This window comes from Clostridium sardiniense (genome assembly GCF_016907995.1).
Lineage (GTDB): Bacteria > Bacillota > Clostridia > Clostridiales > Clostridiaceae > Clostridium > Clostridium sardiniense.
In genome coordinates this window covers 53,129-72,499 of record NZ_JAFBDA010000017.1, presented here as the reverse complement: position 1 = coordinate 72,499, position 19,371 = coordinate 53,129, and the positions used below count along the sequence as shown (strand labels likewise).

Annotated in this window: 13 protein-coding genes, 1 riboswitch and 1 other annotated feature; of the genes, 10 read left to right on the top strand and 3 right to left on the bottom strand. The window is 28.3% G+C overall.

Annotation, left to right across the window (positions count from 1 at the left end; all coding sequences use genetic code 11):
• Positions 1-610: 610 nt before the first annotated feature.
• The 6 genes from JOC62_RS13485 (at position 611) to JOC62_RS13460 (ending at position 11,001) form a co-directional block, all read left to right on the top strand.
• Positions 611-5,740 (top strand): ZmpA/ZmpB/ZmpC family metallo-endopeptidase-related protein, encoded by a 5,130-nt coding sequence (locus JOC62_RS13485; RefSeq protein WP_204595802.1) that lies wholly within the window; start codon positions 611-613, stop codon positions 5,738-5,740.
• 254 nt (positions 5,741-5,994) lie between these two features.
• Positions 5,995-6,966 (top strand): ABC transporter substrate-binding protein, encoded by a 972-nt coding sequence (locus JOC62_RS13480; RefSeq protein WP_341534813.1) that lies wholly within the window; start codon positions 5,995-5,997, stop codon positions 6,964-6,966.
• Between the two features lies 1 nt (position 6,967).
• Positions 6,968-8,014: a FecCD family ABC transporter permease gene (locus JOC62_RS13475; protein ID WP_204595800.1), complete on the top strand. Its 1,047-nt coding sequence runs from the start codon at positions 6,968-6,970 to the stop codon at positions 8,012-8,014.
• Positions 8,015-8,779 carry an ABC transporter ATP-binding protein gene (locus JOC62_RS13470; RefSeq protein ID WP_204595799.1) on the top strand — a complete coding sequence of 255 codons (765 nt, stop codon included), beginning with the start codon at positions 8,015-8,017 and terminating at the stop codon, positions 8,777-8,779. It abuts the gene before it with no gap.
• A 323-nt stretch (positions 8,780-9,102) separates the two neighbouring features.
• A complete protein-coding gene (locus JOC62_RS13465; protein WP_204595798.1) occupies positions 9,103-9,696 on the top strand; it encodes a 5-formyltetrahydrofolate cyclo-ligase in 594 nt (197 codons plus the stop codon).
• A 264-nt stretch (positions 9,697-9,960) separates the two neighbouring features.
• Positions 9,961-11,001: an aldose epimerase family protein gene (locus JOC62_RS13460; RefSeq protein ID WP_204595797.1), complete on the top strand. Its 1,041-nt coding sequence runs from the start codon at positions 9,961-9,963 to the stop codon at positions 10,999-11,001.
• Positions 11,002-11,133: 132 nt separating this feature from the next.
• Here JOC62_RS13460 and thrS read toward each other — a convergent pair whose 3' ends face one another.
• Both thrS and JOC62_RS13450 read right to left on the bottom strand, forming a co-directional pair.
• Complete coding sequence (gene thrS, locus JOC62_RS13455; RefSeq protein ID WP_204595796.1) at positions 11,134-13,065, bottom strand: threonine--tRNA ligase; 1,932 nt, start codon at positions 13,063-13,065, stop codon at positions 11,134-11,136.
• 76 nt (positions 13,066-13,141) lie between these two features.
• Positions 13,142-13,357: a binding site (T-box leader), on the bottom strand.
• A gap of 43 nt (positions 13,358-13,400) precedes the next feature.
• Entirely contained in the window at positions 13,401-13,805 is a 405-nt protein-coding gene (locus JOC62_RS13450; protein ID WP_204595795.1) for an HNH endonuclease signature motif containing protein, read from the bottom strand.
• 181 nt (positions 13,806-13,986) lie between these two features.
• Between JOC62_RS13450 and JOC62_RS13445 the strand changes: the two genes are divergently transcribed.
• Both JOC62_RS13445 and JOC62_RS13440 read left to right on the top strand, forming a co-directional pair.
• Complete coding sequence (locus JOC62_RS13445; protein ID WP_204595794.1) at positions 13,987-14,661, top strand: hypothetical protein; 675 nt, start codon at positions 13,987-13,989, stop codon at positions 14,659-14,661.
• A 168-nt stretch (positions 14,662-14,829) separates the two neighbouring features.
• Positions 14,830-14,998, top strand: a riboswitch (SAM riboswitch).
• An 84-nt stretch (positions 14,999-15,082) separates the two neighbouring features.
• On the top strand, positions 15,083-16,387 hold the full coding sequence (locus JOC62_RS13440; protein ID WP_204595793.1) for a Na+/H+ antiporter NhaC family protein: 1,305 nt from the start codon (positions 15,083-15,085) through the stop codon (positions 16,385-16,387).
• 36 nt (positions 16,388-16,423) lie between these two features.
• Here JOC62_RS13440 and ispF read toward each other — a convergent pair whose 3' ends face one another.
• Positions 16,424-16,891, bottom strand: a complete 468-nt coding sequence (gene ispF, locus JOC62_RS13435; protein ID WP_204595792.1) for a 2-C-methyl-D-erythritol 2,4-cyclodiphosphate synthase — start codon at positions 16,889-16,891, stop codon at positions 16,424-16,426.
• 294 nt (positions 16,892-17,185) lie between these two features.
• On the opposite strand from ispF, the gene JOC62_RS13430 reads away from it, so the two are divergent.
• Complete coding sequence (locus JOC62_RS13430; RefSeq protein ID WP_204595791.1) at positions 17,186-18,286, top strand: anti-sigma factor domain-containing protein; 1,101 nt, start codon at positions 17,186-17,188, stop codon at positions 18,284-18,286.
• Positions 18,287-18,312: 26 nt separating this feature from the next.
• Positions 18,313-19,194, top strand: a complete 882-nt coding sequence (gene rluF / locus JOC62_RS13425) for a 23S rRNA pseudouridine(2604) synthase RluF (protein ID WP_204595790.1) — start codon at positions 18,313-18,315, stop codon at positions 19,192-19,194.
• The last annotated feature ends 177 nt before the right edge of the window (positions 19,195-19,371 follow it).

Below are 19,371 nucleotides of genomic sequence, written 5' to 3'. Positions count from 1 at the left end.
ATGGGATTTTTATTGAAATATAAGAAAAATAACTATAAATATATTAAAAAGATGATTTTATATTATTTACAGAATTAGATAATATGCTATAATAATGTTAAAAATAATGGAAATTTATTGATGAATTAATAGTTGAAAGAGTAGGAAGATAACAAAATATTATCTTCTTTATTTTGTGTTTGGGGCAAAATTAGAATTGAATTTTATAAAAGTAAAAAAGTATATAGGGCATCTAAAAGAATTTGATATAAATGATAAAAGTGGAAGAGGATAATTTATAGGTTGTGTATCAAACAATTTTTAGTGTAAATGATATCATATAAATATTATTGACGAAATAAAAAAATTATAGAGAAGTACATAAAAAAATCAGATATAGAAAGATTTAGTATAGGATATGATAGATTAATTTACGGTTGAAATGGAAATGGGATATAAGCTATATGTAACTATAGTGTAGATAGAGGAATATATAATTAGTTTTAAAAATAATAAGGATTATCAGTAAAAATGTAATATATAATACTGATAATACTTTTTTATATATAGTATAGACTCAATAAATTAACTACGTACAAATAAAATTAAATAAAGGGGGCTGAGTTTAAATATGCGAAATATAATAAAAAAACTAAATAAAAAAGATCATGCTAAACTCATATTTGTAGCTGTAGCTATTTTAATATTAATTACCAGTATTTTTACTGGACACAATTATAGTATTAAAAATGTTGCAAGTGCGACTAATATAGCTACTGAAAATGAAGAAAAAAATACATCTGAAAATAGTATAGATAAAAATTCAGATAGTATTAGTAAAGAGAGCAGTAATACTATAAAGGTAGATAGGGGGAACGAAAGTAGTACAAAATCAGATGTAGATAATATCAATACTATAAAGACAATAAAAGAATCGAAACAAAGTGAGAATGATAATCTATCCATAAATAAAGATACTAAAGAAGAGAGTAATGGGATTGCAACGAAAACAGGTTATAATAGCAATGCTTTAAATAATGCAACAAAAGATGATAATAAAATAGAAAATAAAGAGCTTTTAAATGAAGAAGTACATACTGTTAAAAAAAGAATAGAATTAAAAGACATAGTAGGAATTCAACTTTATAAAGATAATCATGGAACTATAGAAACTATTGATTTAGTAGACATAAAAGATAAATTAAATTTAAACGAGTACTTTGTAGAAATAAAATTAAAGGATATGCCTATATTAAAGGCACCTTTAAAAGGATATAAAGTAACTAATAACGAATTGGAATTTGATGTTGATTTTCCTAATTTAGTTCAAGTTTCGAATGATGGAACAAAAACTGATGGGTTCAAATTTAAATATAATTCAAAAGATAATAAAAATAACATACATATTGAAAATATTCAAGGCTTAAAAGCAATTATAAAGTCAAATCCATCAGCAGAAATAGAGTTATCTAAGGATATTAATGCGGGATATTATACTGATGGAGAAGCTATAATAACAGAAGCATTTACAGGGAAAATAAAAGGGAATGGATTTAAAATATATAATTTAAAAATACCTTTGTTTAAAGAAATAAAAAATGCAACTATCAGTGGATTACTATTAGATGATGTTAATATAGTAACAAATAAAACTCAAGTAGGGGCATTAGCCAAAATCTCTAGCAAAAGTAATATAACTGATACTCATGTAAGTGGAAAAATATCAGGTACAGATACAATTGGTGGATTAATTGGAAAGGATGATGGATCTTATATAAGTAAGTTATCAGTAGATGTAAATATTACTGTATCTAATGGTAATGTAGGTGGAATTATAGGGGTCAAGAATTCAGGTGGAGATATTAAAGATTCATATGCTTTAGGTTCAATAACAGCATCACCAGCAAGTAATGGTAATAAAGTTGGAGGAATAGTTGGACAGATTACAGGTGGAACCTTATCAAATTCTTTCTCAGCTGTAGATATTAATTCAACGGTTTTAGGTAGACAGGTAGGGGGATTAATAGGCTCAACTTATACATCTGGTAATAGTTTAAATAATATTTCATTTGGAAATGTTACAAATGGGTTAAAGGTAGATGGAGATAGAAATTATCTTGGTAGACATAAAAATACATATGAATATAAAGAAGCTAAAGGAATTAGTATAGAAGAGTTACCATCAAAACCATCTGGACTTAATATAGCAACCAAAGAAAATAAAGAGAATAAAGATTTTTACATAAACACTTTAAAATGGGACATTAATACTTGGGATTTAAGTAAAATTTCAGATGGGAAATATCCTACACTTAAAAATAATGATCCAAGAAATGAAAAAAATTTCAATGAATCTTTAGGTGAGTCTATAAACTCAGAAGATATAAAAGCAGTTAATGATATTGCAAAGAAAAAAGGTCTTAATATACCTAATCTAGACAGGATATCTAAATTAAATGATTTTAATAAAGATAAGCTCATAGCATATCATAATGTTTATAAGTTAATGCCTTACTATGAAAGTGAGTATATAGTTTCATATGGTAATATAATTAATAAAGATAATGAATTAAATAAAAAAGTTATTAAAAGTATAGTACCATTAAATTCTGGAAAGGTTAAATTAAATATAACTACAGAAAACTATAATGATATAGATGAAATAATGGTTATATATGAAGATGGAGCCATTAAGAAGTTTAAAGTAGCACTAGGCACAGAAGTATTAGAAAGTTCTATAGTAAATTATTTAATAAATGGGACAAGTTTAATATATAATCCAAGTAGCTTTATAACTAAAGGAAATTCAGAAGTTATAAATGAATTGAAAGCTCTAATTGAATCTAAATCCTTTGATGATGTATTAAGTATTATAGGTGGACGAAATATACAAAAGGATGCACTATGGACTGATTCAAAAACTTCGCATGATTTAGATTGGTATATGATAGATAAGGATTATAATAAATTAAAGGAAAATAGTGTTGAAAATTTATATAGTATAATGACAGCAGTTGATGATTGGAATATAACATCATCTAATAATCTTATAAATAGAAAAATAAAGGAAGATATCGAAAAAAATTTAGATTCCATACTATTGTCTAAAAGCTATATAGATAGATGGTATGATATTAAAATTGCAGATATAAATCTTAAGGATATTATATATATTTATCCTAAAACACAAGATAATACAAGTACTAAGAAGCTGATAGATACCTTTAAAAATATAAATAAAGAGAATTTAAAAACAAATAGAACACAAATATTCTATAAAAGCTATTTATCAAATTTATATGGTAAAGAAACTGTAGATAAGTTTATAGAAAAAAATATAAAACTATTTGATGGAAGTGATAGTCCAAGTAAGTGGTTAGTTAAGAATTTCCCAGGTAAAATTATTGAAAAACCATCAAAAAAGTATCCAAAGTTAAGGTATACAGCATGGGATGGATTAGTAAGTAATACACAATCAGGTGATGGGGCATTTCTTTTACCAGCACTTACATTAAAGGGAGATAGTATTTATATAATTTCAACAGTAGGTACAATTGCATTTGGTAATAGATCAAGTTATACAGCTGATGAAGGGGAATATCTAAGATTACTAAATGAAGCAGCAAGTTGGTATGAAAATTACTATAATTCAGTAACATATGTTAGTGATAACGTAGACAAAAATATGAGACAATTTCCAGCTTGGGATACATCTAAATTAGCAAATGGAAAATGGATTAATTTATTAGATGAGTCCAATGAAGGAAGTGAAGGATTTTACAAGCCACTTAGGGTATTAACAGGGCCTAGAAATAATGGTTCAGCGGCCTTTGCTAATGGATATTTTGTAACTTATGTACATGCTAGAAACCTGGGAGGAGAATACCCATTCTCAGTATGGACACATGAAAATGCGCACAATCAAGATGGAAGGATAATATTAGATGGGCAAGGAAGAAGAACTGGATTAGGAGCAGAAGATTTTGCAACAGGTCTTTTCCAATATGAAGCCTATAATGGCTTAATAGGTATGAACTGGGCAATTAACAAAGATGAGAAAGATAGCGGATTTTTAAATAAATCTCCAGAGAGGCTTAATTCAAAAGAAAACATGCAATCCTTTATGAAGGGATTAATGGATGCAGTTTATACATTAGACTTAGCAGAAGCAGAAGCTTTACTTGAAATGCCAATTGAAAAACAGGCAGAGTTATTATGGAAATATGAATATGGTAAAGTAGATGGAACATCAGATAAAAGCTTTAAACACTATAGAAAAGTTACTGTAGATGAAATCAAAGGAATGAACCTAAAAACAATAGCTGATTTAATAAATAATAAATTGGTTATAGAGAGGGATTCAAGATTAAATACAGATATAAAACCTAATGATTATGGTGGAAGTAATGTATTAACAGCAAGTTATTATCATGGAATAAATGAAAATGGACGAGCTGATAATATATCTATAAAAAGAATGGCATTTGAATTATTGGCAGATAAGGGATGGACAGATGGATTTATACCATTCTTAACTAATAGAGATGGATATAAAAATGATTTAGATGCTTTGAAAGGAATATATAATAATAAAAGCTTGAATTTTGAAGGCTGGAAATTAAGATTATATAAAGAAAGAGAAGAAGAAATAAAGAGCAAAGGTTTATCAATTCTTTCTAAGGAAAAAATAAAAGATATGTTTAAAGAAGCATATAAATTAGATAATGCTGATAATAAAAACGCTTCTAAGCAAGTGCGAGAAAAAGTATATAAGCTAATGAAAAATAGTACAGATGATTTTAATAAGTCAATATTTGGAGTATCTAATATTAGTGGAGGAATAAAAACTTCTGAGCAATTTATTTCAAAAATAAATAATAATCCAGAAGGTGTTTATTATCTTGAAAATGATATAGATTTTTCAAAAGTTGAAGCTTCTGAATCAGTAGTAAATGAATTTAGAGGATTTATACAAGGAAGAGGGCATAAAATTACTGGCTTAAAGGCACCTTTATTTAAAACTTTAAAAGATGCAGATGTAACATCATTAATTATTAAAGATGCTAATATAGATATGAGAAGTACTGATATAGTAGGTGCTTTAGCAAAGGATAGCATTAATAGTACAATTGAAGATGTACATGTTGTAAACTCATCAATAGTTGGAAAAACAATTGTAGGAGCTTTAATTGGATTTGATAGATCAGGAACAATAATAAAAAAAGTATCAGCTAATGCAAATGTAGATTCATTAGGTAGATTTGCAGGAGGAATAGCTGGTGCAAAATATGGAGGAAGAATTGAAAATTCATATTCATTAGGGACTATAAAAGGAAAGAGTGATTATGTAGGTGGATTAATAGGGGATAGTAGAACTACTATAAGTAATAGCTATTCTGGAGCTAATGTATCAGGAGGGACTTTAACAGGTGGCTTTATAGGAGTTGCAGAAAACCAAGCAGTAGGACAAATAAAAAACAATCTTTCTATAGCTAATTCATCAAATTATAAATTTGTATCAAATAACCTAAAAGATAGATTCACAAACAATTATGAATTTGAAGGTTCGACAGGAAAGGCTAATGCTATAGAGTCATATATAGGAAAAATAGATGTAGTATCAGAGGACAATCTAAATGATAAAACGTTCTATACTGATAAACTATTATGGAACGAAACGGTATGGGATTTAAGTAATGTTAATAAAGGATATTATCCTAAATTGAAAAATAGTGATATAAATAGCGTTATAAGAAAATAATTAAAAGGTATTAAGCTTATACATTCTTATATGAGAGTGTATAAGCTTTTTCATTAATCTTTTTTTATTAATATTCTATAGCTTGAGTTAATAAAAAGTTAATTTATATATATGAGAAATTTAACAAAAATCATGGTATCATTTAATTAAATTTCAAAATATTAGATATTTAGCGCTAAAATATCAAATTATAATTAAATTTAAAGGAGAAGTTTATGAGTAATATGAAAAAATCCCTAATATATGTTTCGTTAATGTGTTGTGCATTAATATTTTTAGTAGGATGTTCAAAGGACAACGTTAAGAAAGATAAAAGTTCTAAATCCCTCACATTAGATTTTGTTCAGACTAATAGACATGATGATAGCGTAAATAAATTTTCAATGACATATGACACCAAACCAACAAAATCATTAGCCATAACAAATGCTATGATTGAGATGATGTTATCTCTTGATTTACAAAAAGATATGGCTGGAACAGCATATGCTGAAAATAATATATGGCCACCTTTAAAGAAGGCTTATGATGAAGTGCCAGTAATGAGTAAAACGTATCCATCAAAAGAACAAATATTAGCAAATAATGTTGATTTTATAATTGGATGGGGTGGAGACTTTACTGACAAAGGTGTAGGAAGTATTGAGTGGCTAAAAGAAAATAATATAAAAGCATACATACCAAGATCTACAGATTCTAATGCAAATATCGATTCAGTATACGAAGATTTTAGGAATCTTGGAATAATTTTTGAAACTCAAGATAAAGCAGATGAAGTAATAAATAAAATTAAATCAGAGCTAAAAGAAACTACTAGCAAGATAAGTAATATTGATAAAAAAGTAAAAATATTGGGATATGATTCAGGAACTGACAAAGCTGTTGTTGTAGGCTCAGGATTAAGTAATGATATTATTAAATTAGCTCAAGGTGAAAATATATTTGGAGATATGGATAAAACTTATCCTCAAGTATCGATTGAAGAAATAGTTAAGAGAAATCCAGATGTAATAATGGTTTTAGAATATTCTACTGATAATGGCGGAAAAACCTTTGAAGAGAAGGTGAAAGAACTAAAATCAAACCCTGCATTAAAGGATGTAAATGCTGTAAAAAATAATAGATTTATAAAAGTAGATTTAGCTGAATTATATCCTGGAGAAAGAATTCCAGGAACAGTTAAAAAATTAGCTGAAAGTTTCTATCCTGATAAGTTCAATAAGTAATATGATTAAAAAGAATTTTAAGACATGCTTATTAGTACTAATATTGGTGTTAATAATAGTAAGCATGATTTGTATAACCTTTGGTTCAGTAAAAATAGATGTAGATATAATTTTTAAGGCATTTACAAATAAAGTATTTGGAGAAGACATTTATCCAAATACTTGGGGAAATAATATAGAGTCTATTATTTTCAAGCTAAGACTTCCGAGAATATTTCTAGCTATAATAGCCGGAAGTGCATTATCTTTTATTGGAGCTTTAATGCAAACCTTAACAAGGAATTCTTTATCAGATCCATACATTCTTGGAATATCTTCTGGGGCAAGTACCGGTGCAACAATATCAATAGTGTTAGGTGCGTTCTCATTTTTGGGGAGTTTTGGAATAACAGTTGGAGCATTTTTAGGAGCAATGATTTCCGCAATTATGGTTTTTAAGATATCAGGAGTAACGAGAAAATATTTAAAAAATAGACTTATATTAACTGGTGTTGCAGTTTCGTTTATATTTGCAGCTATTACAAATTTGGTGATAGTATATGCTAAAAATGATAGCTTAGTAAAAAATGCAGTATTTTGGTCAATGGGAAGTTTGGCTGGAGCAAACTATAATCAAGTGAAGTTTTCAGCAATAGTACTAATAATATCTTTTATAATAACTAATATTTTTTATAAAGACTTAGATGCATTGCTTCTTGGAGAAGTTATGGCAAGAAATCTAGGAGTTAATACAAAAATTTTAATTAGATATATATTGTTTATATCTACACTATTAACTGGGATTGTTGTTGCATTTACAGGGGTCATTGGATTTGTTGGACTTATAGTTCCACACATAGCAAGACAGTGTGTAGGATCTAGACATAAGAGAGTAATTCCCCTTAGTATGGTTCTTGGATCAATACTAATGGTTATTACAGATACTATTGCTAGAACTGTACTATCTCCAGAAGAGATACCGATTGGAATTGTAACAGCTCTTTTAGGAGCACCATTTTTCTTATATCTAATAAGACTAAATAATTATGATTTTGGGGGTAATAAATAATTGAAACTTGAGATAAAAAATTTAAATTATAATATTAAAAAGTTACCCTTTCTGTCTAATATAAATTTAAATGTAAAAAAGGGACAATTTGTTGGTCTAATAGGGCCAAATGGTTGTGGAAAAACTACATTATTAAAAAATATTTATAGAACGCTAGAACCTGAAAAGGGAAGTATACTTATAGATGACAAAAATATAAAAGGACTTAAGAATAAGGAATTTTCTAAATTGATTGCTGTTGTTATGCAAGAAAATCATTTGGAATTTGATTTTACTGTAAAAGAAATTGTATCTATGGGAAGACTTTCTTCTACAAGTAAGTTTTCTTCAGATATAAGCTATGAAGATGAAAAGATCATAGATCAATGTTTAGAAAAGGTAGAATTAATAAAGCATAAGGATAGTAGCTTTTTTAGTCTATCTGGAGGTGAGAAGCAAAGAGTTATGATTGCACTAGCTCTTTGCCAGGATACAGATTTTATAGTGCTAGATGAACCAACTAATCACTTGGATATTAAAAATCAAATTCAGATAATGAATATGCTAAAGGATTCGAATATTACTATTTTTACTACCATTCATGATATGAATATAGCAGCTGCTTTTTGCGATTATATATATATAGTGAAAGGTGGAAAAATAGTTGGCGAAGGCACTGTAGAAGAGGTATTTACTAAGGAAATGTTTAAAGAGATTTTTGAAGTAGATACATATATATATGTAAATCCTCATAGTAATAAACTGAATGTAAGTTATTTACTATAAATAAAAGTTTAAGATTAAAGTTGTGTTTATCTTATAGTAAACTGAAGTTTATTATAGGAAGATAATTTAATGGCTGTATCTTATTTAGAGTGGTGGAAGTATTGGGACTATGAAGCCCAGCAATCTGTGAAGATTATATTTAGGATAATTATAAAAAATATGTTTTATATATTTATTCCCTATATCTTAAGCAAATAAATAGTGTGGTGCTAAATCCTACAGTTTGGTAAACTGATAGGTAAAGAGAGTATGTTATAGTGAATTTAAGCACTAGAGATTAATTCTCTAGTGCTTTTTATATATAATGATTTGGGCTGAAAGGAATGAAGAAGTTATTGTATAAAAAAATTATTAAAAAAGAGACTAGAAAAAATATTATTAAAAAAAGAGATGAATTAGATATAATAGCTAAGGGAGCTATGGATAATGAGATAATAGAAAAATTTATGATGAGTGAAACTTATAAGAATGCAAGAGGAATATTTATATATATTGGTTTTGGATCAGAGATAAATACAAAGATAATAATCAAGGATGCATTAAATAGTGGTAAAGAGGTATATGTACCAAAGGTAATTAAAAAGGATATGGTCTTTATAAAAATAGATTCATTAGAAAATTTAGTCACAAGTAGTTATGGAATATTAGAGCCAATTGGGGATAAAAGTGATTTTGATGTGAATAAGTTAGACCTTATAGTTATGCCAGGAGTTGCTTTTGATAGAGAAGGAAATAGGTTGGGCTATGGAGGCGGATATTATGATAAGTTCTTAGAACAGAATCAAATTGAATGCAAAAAAATAGCATTATCATATGACTTTCAAGTTTTAGAAAAATTAGAAGTTGAAGAACATGATATAAAGGTAGATTTAATAATAACAGAAAACCAGGTAATAAATATAAAAAATAATAAGTAAGGATATAAAAAGTGAGCAATTTTATGAGAAGATAATTAAGAGAGGAAGCTATTTATATTCGTAATAAATTTATATAGAACACTCTTAACTATATATTATAAATTTATTTAAATATATAAGTTAAATGAATTTATAATATAGTATTGATGTTAATATTTATGTAATGTAAAATAGTAGAACACAATATAATTTAATATGAGAAGCAAATTATATTATCCATGTAAATGTTTAGATGAAATGTGTGTAGAGAGGGATGGGAATTAAATGATAAAAGAAGTTAAAAGAGGATTTTATAATGAAAAAGATGTTATAGAGTATACTTTAACAAATAGCAATGGGGTAAGTATATCTATACTAAATTTAGGTGGAATAATTACAAAGATTATGACTCCTAATAAAGAAGGAAAAGTTGAAAATATAGTGTTAGCTTATGAAAATATAGAAGATTATTATAGTAATCCATCCTATTATGGAGCTGTTATAGGTAGAACAGCAGGGAGAATTGATAAAGGCGAAATAACTATAAATGATAAATTATATGAGCTTTCAAAAAATTATGGAGTTAACTCGGGTCATGGTGGACAAGTTGGGTTTGATAAAAAATTCTGGGATATTAAAGATATAAGTGATGATAAAGATACAAGACTTGAACTTTCAATAGAATCTCATGATCTTGAAGAGAATTATCCTGGAAATCTTACAGTAAAAGTTATATATGAGTTGAATGATTATAATGAATTCTTATTTAAGATTAAAGCTATTTCAGATAAGGATACTTTAGTTAATATGACTAACCATAGTTATTTTAATTTAAGTGGTGATTATAAGAGCGATATACTTAATGAAGAATTATATATTAATTCAGATAAGATATTAAAGATAGATGAAAATGGGGGAGTTACAGGAGAGGAATATGAAGTTTTAGGGACTCCATTTGATTTTAGAAAACCTCATAAAATAGGAGAGAGAATAGATAGTGATGATCCACAAGTAAAACTTGGATTTGGTTATGACCATCCATTTATTCTAAATAAAGAAGATAGAAGAATTGCACTTAAAGATGAAGAGAGTGGAAGAGTATTAGAAATTCAAACTGATCAGGAAAGTGTTGTTGTGTATTCTATGAACTTTATAAATGATTGTACTATTTATGGCGGAATGACTCCTAAAAGAAGACTTGGAATATGCTTTGAAACACAAGCACCACCAATTGGATATAATGAAGTCTTTAAAGAAAAATCTTATCTAAGTGCAGGGAAAATCTATTCTAAATCAACGAAGTATACATTTAAAGTAGAAAAGTAATTAATGTAATGAAAAGAATATGTAAAAAATTAAATAATTAGGCAAATGGATATAAAATTAATTATAAATAATATGATATATATGAAATAAAAGAAGAGAAGCTTAAAAATTTAAGCTTCTCTTTTAAATATATTATAATTCTCTGTTAGCTATTTCTGAAAGTAATCTAGCTTTGAATTCTTCAAAGTTCATTGAACCTTCATCATCATTCTTTCTGCTTCTAACTGAAACAGCATTATCATTCATTTCTTTTTCACCAACAACTAAGATATAAGGAACTCTTTCAAGTCTTGCTTCTCTTATCTTGTATCCAAGTTTTTCAGTTCTGTAATCAGCTTCAACTCTTACACCACTATTTCTTAAATCTCTAACGATTTTTTCAGTGTAGTCATTGTACTTATCTGATAATGGAAGAACCTTTGCTTGAACTGGTGCAAGCCAAGTTGGGAATGCTCCTGCGTACTTTTCAATAAGCATAGCAAGTGTTCTTTCATAACATCCGATTGATGATCTATGGATAATGTATGGACGTTTTTTTTCACCATCTTTATCAATATAAGTCATATTAAATCTTTCAGCTAGAGCAAAGTCTATTTGAACAGTTATAATAGTATCTTCTTTTCCATGAACATTCTTAAACTGGATATCAAGTTTTGGTCCGTAGAATGCAGCTTCATCATCAGCTTCTACATAATCTATTTGTAAATGATCTAATATAGTTTTCATTATTTCTTGAGTCTTTTCCCAAGCTTCTGGATTGTTAATGTACTTTTTAGTATTGTTTGGATCCCATTTTGAGAATCTGTATGAGATATCTCCATCAATTCCTAAAGTAGCCATTACATATTTTATTAAATCAACAACACCTTTAAATTCTTCTTCTAGTTGTTCAGGAGTACATACTATGTGACCATCAGCTAGAGTAAATTGTCTAACTCTTATAAGTCCATGCATTTCTCCTGATGATTCATTTCTAAATAGAGTAGAAGTTTCAGCGAATCTTACAGGAAGATCTCTGTAACTGTGTTGTTCTGCATTGTATATTGCATATTGGAATGGACAAGTCATAGGTCTTAATGCGAATACTTCGTCATCCTTTTCTTCATCACCTAAAACGAACATTCCATCTTTATAGTGATCCCAGTGACCTGAGATTTTATAAAGGTCACTTTTTGCCATTAAAGGAGTTTTTGTTAAAACATAACCTCTTCTTTCTTCTTCATCTTCAATCCATCTTTGAAGAGTTTGAATTATTCTAGATCCCTTTGGCATTATTAGAGGAAGACCTTGACCTACATTTTCATCAGTAGTGAATAATTTTAATTCTCTACCTAGTTTGTTGTGGTCTCTCTTTTTAGCTTCTTCTAAAGCTTCTAAATGTTCTTCTAGATCTTTATTCTTTAAGAATGCAGTACCATATATTCTAGCAAGCATCTTGTTCTTTTCGTCGCCTCTCCAGTAAGCACCAGCAGTTCTTAAAAGTTTGATACCTTTCATTGGCTTAAGTGACATTACGTGAGGTCCAGCGCATAGGTCTACGAAGTCTCCCATTTTGTAGAATGAAATAATCTCATCTTTCCCTAAATCATTTATAAGCTCAACCTTGTAAGGTTCGTCTTTCATAAGCTCTAAAGCTTCATTCCTTGGTAATTCAAATCTTTCAATTTGAGGATTTTCTTTAACTATTTTTTTCATTTCAGCTTCGATTTTTTCTAAATCTTGTGCACTAAATGCACCTTCTTTATCAAAATCATAGTAGAAGCCATCTTCGATTGCAGGTCCTATAGCAATCTTAACCTCTGGGAATAATCTTTTAACAGCATAAGCTAATACGTGTGATGCACTGTGTCTTAAAGCATCTTTTCCTTCTTGTGAATCAAAAGTACAAAGACCAACTTCACAATCTTCGTTTATTGTATGACGTAAATCAACAACCTCTCCATTTACTAATCCACAGAAAGCATTTCTAGCTAATCCTTCACTAATACTTTTTGCTACGTCTAAAACTGATACACCTTTTTCAAATTCTTTAACTGATCCGTCTTTTAAACTAACTTTAATCATCTTAAAAAACTCCTTTCTTTTTTCTATATTAAAACTAAAAATTATTTACTAAAATAAAAAAACTCCGTCTCTAAAAATTAGAGACGAAGTATAATATCCGTGGTTCCACTCTAGTTATTCTTAAGAGTAAGTCTTAAGAATCACTTTAATATGTCGTAACGTGACAATGACGGACTGGATTAGAGTCACTCCGAGTTAGTTTTCTGTTAAGCTCATATAAAAGTACTTACAGCTAATGTACTCTCTCTCTGTAAATGAGGATTTAACATACTCTTCTCATCAATGTGTTTATCTTCTTAAGTTAATTTATATTATAATCATACAAATTTCAGATGTCAATAAATGCTTTCATAAAGTTTTTCGAGTTTAATATTTTCGAGCAATTCTTCAGAATAGTAAGATTTACCCATTAAAATAAATATAATATCTTCTTTTTTATAGCCTTCTTTATATAATTTTATATCTTTTGTCAAACGCTTAACCATATTGGTAGAAGCGTTTAATATATTACAAAGTTCCCTAAAAGAATAGTATCTTTTGGGAAGAAGTTTATATAGCTTTTTTTGTAATTTAATTTTATAAGAAATATCTGTTTCAAGAGAGTGATGTGGTCCTGATCTTCCACGATGGTGATCTTCGCATAGATACATATAATTTAACTCTATATCAAAACCACCTTCATTTTTATGAACAATGTGATGAATATCAGCTTCTTTATTACATATTTCACAAAAATACAATGATAAACCTCCTTAATCTATATTTAATAATTATAGATAAAAAAATTAGTTAAATCAATTAACAGAATATTTATATAAAATAAAAAATTAAATTGTATAAATCAAGGGTAAAAACAATAAAAAATGGTATAATATACTATATAATATATTATATTGAGATTTATGAAGAAGGGTGATATTTATGAGAGATAACTACAATTCATTTAATTTCTGGACTAATAATGTTAACGAACACAAAGCAATAAGAGGGCATGCTTTTACAAATGAATTGCCAACAAGCAAATCGGTATATATACATGCACTTATATTTTCTAACAAAAATGGAATAGAAAATATTTATTCATACTTTTCAAATCCAAGAGTGTTATTAGGCTACATACAACACTCATTTTGTCAAAAAGCATTCTATAAATGGGCATATGGAACAGAAAAACTAGTAATGAAAATTCCAGCCATTTCAACTTGTGATCTAATAAATAATCTTTTGAAAAAGAATAAAATTTCCAAAGAAGAAGCTAAAATAATGAAAGAACAATATACATTTTTAAGTAATCTATGGGATAAAGATGACAGCCAAATTATAACGGAGTTAGTGAAATTTGCAAAAGAATTTAATAAGGTTTGGGTTGGAGATAACAAACAATTCTTATATATAAAAGTATTTAAAACAGCAAAGGACTTAGGAGAATTCATTGATGATTCAATAAGAATGACAAACAAGGAAGAAGAGTTTAAAGAAGGAATAGGATTATCATTAGATCAATGGAGAGAAGTATACTTAAAGGTTGGAGAAGATAAGGAATGCACAAATATATTTAGAAAAATTCTTTTAAATAAATTATCAGAAACACTTTAATAAGGGCAATGGAAATAAGCAATTCATTTAGGTGTATGAATTGCTTATTTTTATTAAATTAATATTCAAATTAGTATTAATTTAAATTATTAGGAATATTAGCACCTTATAAATGTTGACATAGTCTATTAACATTGTTACAATAAAACATAATCAAAATTAAAAAAAGTCTTATCAAGAGTGGTGGAGGGACTGGCCCTATGAAACCCGGCAACCTACTAATAATTAAAGTGGGAATGACTGTAAGAGAATCAATGTATAACATGCATTGATTGTTTGTCATTTTTAATTATAGAGTGTGGTGCTAAATCCAGCAGTGAAAACTGATAGATAAGTAGTATTTATAGAGTGTGTATAAAGCTTCTGATTTCTATCAGAAGCTTTTTTATTTTGTGTATAGGAACTTTAGGGAGGGCAAAAAATGAACAAAGAGAATAAAGGGAATTGGTGGGCGCTTTTACCATTAATAGTGTTTGTGGTTGTATATGTTGGAATTGCAATAATTGCAAAGGATTTTTATGCAGTTTCTGTGATAATACCATTTTTAATTGCATCAGTTGTGGCTTTAGTTATGAATACTAAAGTTAGATTTGAAGAAAAATTACAGATTTTCTGCAAAGGAGCAGGAGATACTAATATAATCTTAATGATTTTAATATTTATATTAGCAGGAGCATTTGCAGCTGTTGCTAAATCTATGGGGGCAGTTGATTCAACTGTAAACTTAGGGCTTTCAGTATTACCACCAAATCTTTTGGTAACAGGAATATTTATAGTTGCATGCTTCATAGCATTATCAGTTGGAACATCAATGGGAACAATAGTTGCGCTTGTACCAATAGCACTTGGAGTATCTGAAAAGACTGGAATAGCTGTAGCCTTAGTAGTTGGAGCTGTTGTAAGCGGAGCAATGTTTGGGGACAACTTATCAATTATATCTGATACAACAATAGCAGCAACAAGAACACAGGGCTGTGATATGAGAGATAAGTTTAGAATGAACTTTAAAATAGTATTACCAGCTGCAATAATTACAGCAATTATTTTTATGGTTATAACTAGTGGAACGGAAGCTATTAGCTTAGGTAGTTATGATTATAGCTTAATAAAAATTGTTCCATACATAGGTGTTTTAGTTGCAGCACTTGCAGGAATAAATGTTATATTTGTTTTAGCATCTGGAATAATTTTAGCAGGGACTATCGGAATTGGGACTGGAAGTTTTGATATTATAGGACTTTTTAAAAGTATGGCAGAAGGTATAAATGGTATGAGTGAATTAATAATAATATCATTATTAATAGCTGGTATGGTTGCAATTATAAAATACAATGGAGGAATTGACTTTATACTTCATAAGGGATTAAAAAACTTTAAAACTAGAAGAGGTGCAGAGCTTGGAATTGGAGCTTTAGCAAGCTTAGTTGATATATGTACTGCAAATAATACAATAGCAATAGTTACAGTAGGACCAATTGCTAAAGACATATCAAATGAATTTGATTTAGAGCCAAAGAGAGTTGCAGGTATTATGGACATGTTCGCATGTGCATTCCAAGGGATAATACCTTATGGTGCTCAGCTTATATCAGCAGCAGGACTTGCGGCAATATCACCTATTGAAATAATGCAATATCTGTTCTACCCATATCTAATGGGTATATCAGCGGTAGTTGCTATAATATTTTACTGGAGTAGAAGAAAAGAAGAAAATAGAGTAAAATAAAAAAGCCCGAGTTTGGGCTTTTTTATTTTAGTACATCTAGTTTACTAGGCATATGCATTGGGATGAGATTCCAAGACCTTCTCCAGTAAATCCAAGACCTTCTTCTGTAGTAGCTTTAATGTTTATTTGATTAAACTCTATGTTTAATGCCGCTGCTACATTACGTCTCATTATCTCTATATAAGGAGCCATCTTTGGCTTTTGTGCAATTATTGTTGCATCTATATTACCTATCTTATAGCCATGAATTTCTAAAAGATTTCCAACTTCTTTAAGAAGAGCTATGCTTGATATTCCTTTATACTTTGGGTCAGTATCAGGGAAATGTGTACCTATATCACCTAATGCTGTAGCGCCAAGTAGTGAGTCCATAATTGCATGAAGAAGAACGTCGGCATCAGAGTGACCTAATAATCCAAGTTCATAGGGGATTGTAACGCCACCTAAAATCAAATCTCTACCTTGAACTAAACGATGTACATCATAACCTAAGCCAATACGCATATCTTTCACCTCTCTAATATTTCTTCTATAAGTTTAACATAAAAATATAGTATAAAGAAGTAAACGGTATTAACCTCGCGACGCTTATACTTAAAATCAACATAAATAACATTTGATTTCATAAAAAAATCACCGATACAATTAGTGCTTTTTATAATATATTACAAAAGTATTTAATAAATGATTATTAATTTGTAATTTCATTTAAAAAAAACAGGTATTTAGGTATAATTAAATATAAGAATAGATATTATTTGACAAAAATAATGTCGACATAGGGGGGAGCGTATAGATTTGGAGATATTCGATAGAAATAAATATAAATTTTCAGATATACCAAGTTTAGTAGAGATAAGTGATGAGGTAAATAAAGCTAGAGCGGAGCAGATATCTTTGATGGAGAAAGAACTTTATTCTTATAAAGTTCTAATACAAGATTTATTTGCGTACTCTCCAAGTGATAAGGATAGAAATACAATATTAAATATAGCTTTTTACATAATAGGGGAAGTAGAGTTATTAGAGTTTATACAAGATAAGAAAAAATTACCTCCTAATATATTATCTAAGAAGACTATGCAGCCAAGAAAGTTTATAGAGGAATGGAATGATTATATAATTACATACACTATTATATTTTCAAATCCTAATTATAAACTTATACAAGATTATATTAGGATTGAAGAGTCAAAAGATGAGGTAGAAATACCAAAGGAAAAGCAATCTAATAAGACTGTGATTAAGAAAGTAATAATAGAGAAAACTAATGAAGAAATTAGTGTAGATGAAAATGATAAAGAAGAAGAATCAAATGTAGTTTCAATAAACAAGAATTCAAAACCGGAGTTAAGAGGAGTAATAGTAAAATCCTTTAAACGTAGTGCATGTATACTAACTAGCAGAGGGGAATTTAAGAAGGTAAAGCTAGAAGGTGATATGAGTGTAGGTGAAGAGGTAACAGCTGCAGCAAAAAAAGGGATAAAAGATTATAAACTTCAAATAGGAATTATTGTGATTGCAATTGTTGTGGCTTGTGGTGCATTTTTATATAAATATTCAGAAATAGATAGAACTATATTAATTAACACAACATCGCAAGTAAAGGTAGATGTTAATTCATTTAATAAGATAATAAGTGCGTATTCTCCAACAAGTAAGGGAGAAGAGATGGTTAAGAGTTTAAAGTTAAACAATGTGAAATTAGATAAAGGTATAGAAGCAATATTAAACTATGCAAATAATAATTCAATGATACCATCTGGTAATATATTAATTACTGTAACTGGAGATCCTCTAGAGTATGGAACTTTAGAAAAAACAGGTGAATTTGCATCAAGTCATAAGATAAAGCTAATAATAAATAATGCTGGAAATGAGCAAAAATTATCTAAGTAAAAGATAGAATTAAAAGGAAGATAAGAATGAAAAAAAACTCAAATAGAGAAAATGATAGATTTAAAAATATCAAAAAAAAGAAAAGTAATAAAGATTATAAAAAGCCTAATTTAGATAAGGGAAAAAAGAAGAAAGAAGTATTAAATAATAATAGAAACATAATTAATCATGAAGATAGAGGCGATGAAACACGCCTAAATAAATATATTAGTGAAACTGGAATATGTTCTAGAAGAGAGGCTGATAAGCTTATAGAGTCTGGAAGGGTTACTATTAATGGAGTAACGGCTACAATGGGAACTAAGGTATCTAAAGGACAGGTAGTAAAAGTGGATGGAAAAAAGATATCTAAGGAAGAAGAGTTAGTTTATATAGGTTTAAATAAGCCTGTTGGTATTACATGTACTACTGAAAGTAAGATAAGAGGTAACATAGTTGATTTTGTAGGACATAGTAAGAGGATTTTTCCAATAGGGAGATTAGATAAAGATTCTCAAGGATTAATATTACTAACTAATGATGGAGATATAGTAAATAAGATTTTAAGAGCTGGAAATAACCATGAAAAAGAATATATAGTAACTGTAGATAAAAAGATAACTAATGAATTTATAAAAGGTATGAGTAGTGGTGTTAGAATACTTGGAACAATTACTAAAGAATGCTTTGTTAAAAAGGAAGATGATTATACATTTAGAATCATTTTAACCCAAGGGATGAATAGACAGATAAGAAGAATGAGTGAAGCCTTAGGATATGAGGTCAAGAAACTTAAGAGAATTAGAATAATGAATATTAATTTAGGAGATTTAAAGATAGGTAAGTGGAGAGATTTAACTAGAAAAGAACTTGTAGGTCTAAATGATTTAATTCAAAGTTCTAAGAAGACAAAAGAAATTGATGAATAGAAAATGAGTATTCGCAAACAAATTATTATTTGCGAATACTCATTTTTTTATTTATATTTACTAGAAATAAAATTAAAAATTTTCTAATATGTGAAATATTACTAACATAATCCACATGTCCCTGTGGATAACTTGTTATAAACTTGTTGATATAGCTGTAGATAATTTCTTGTATTT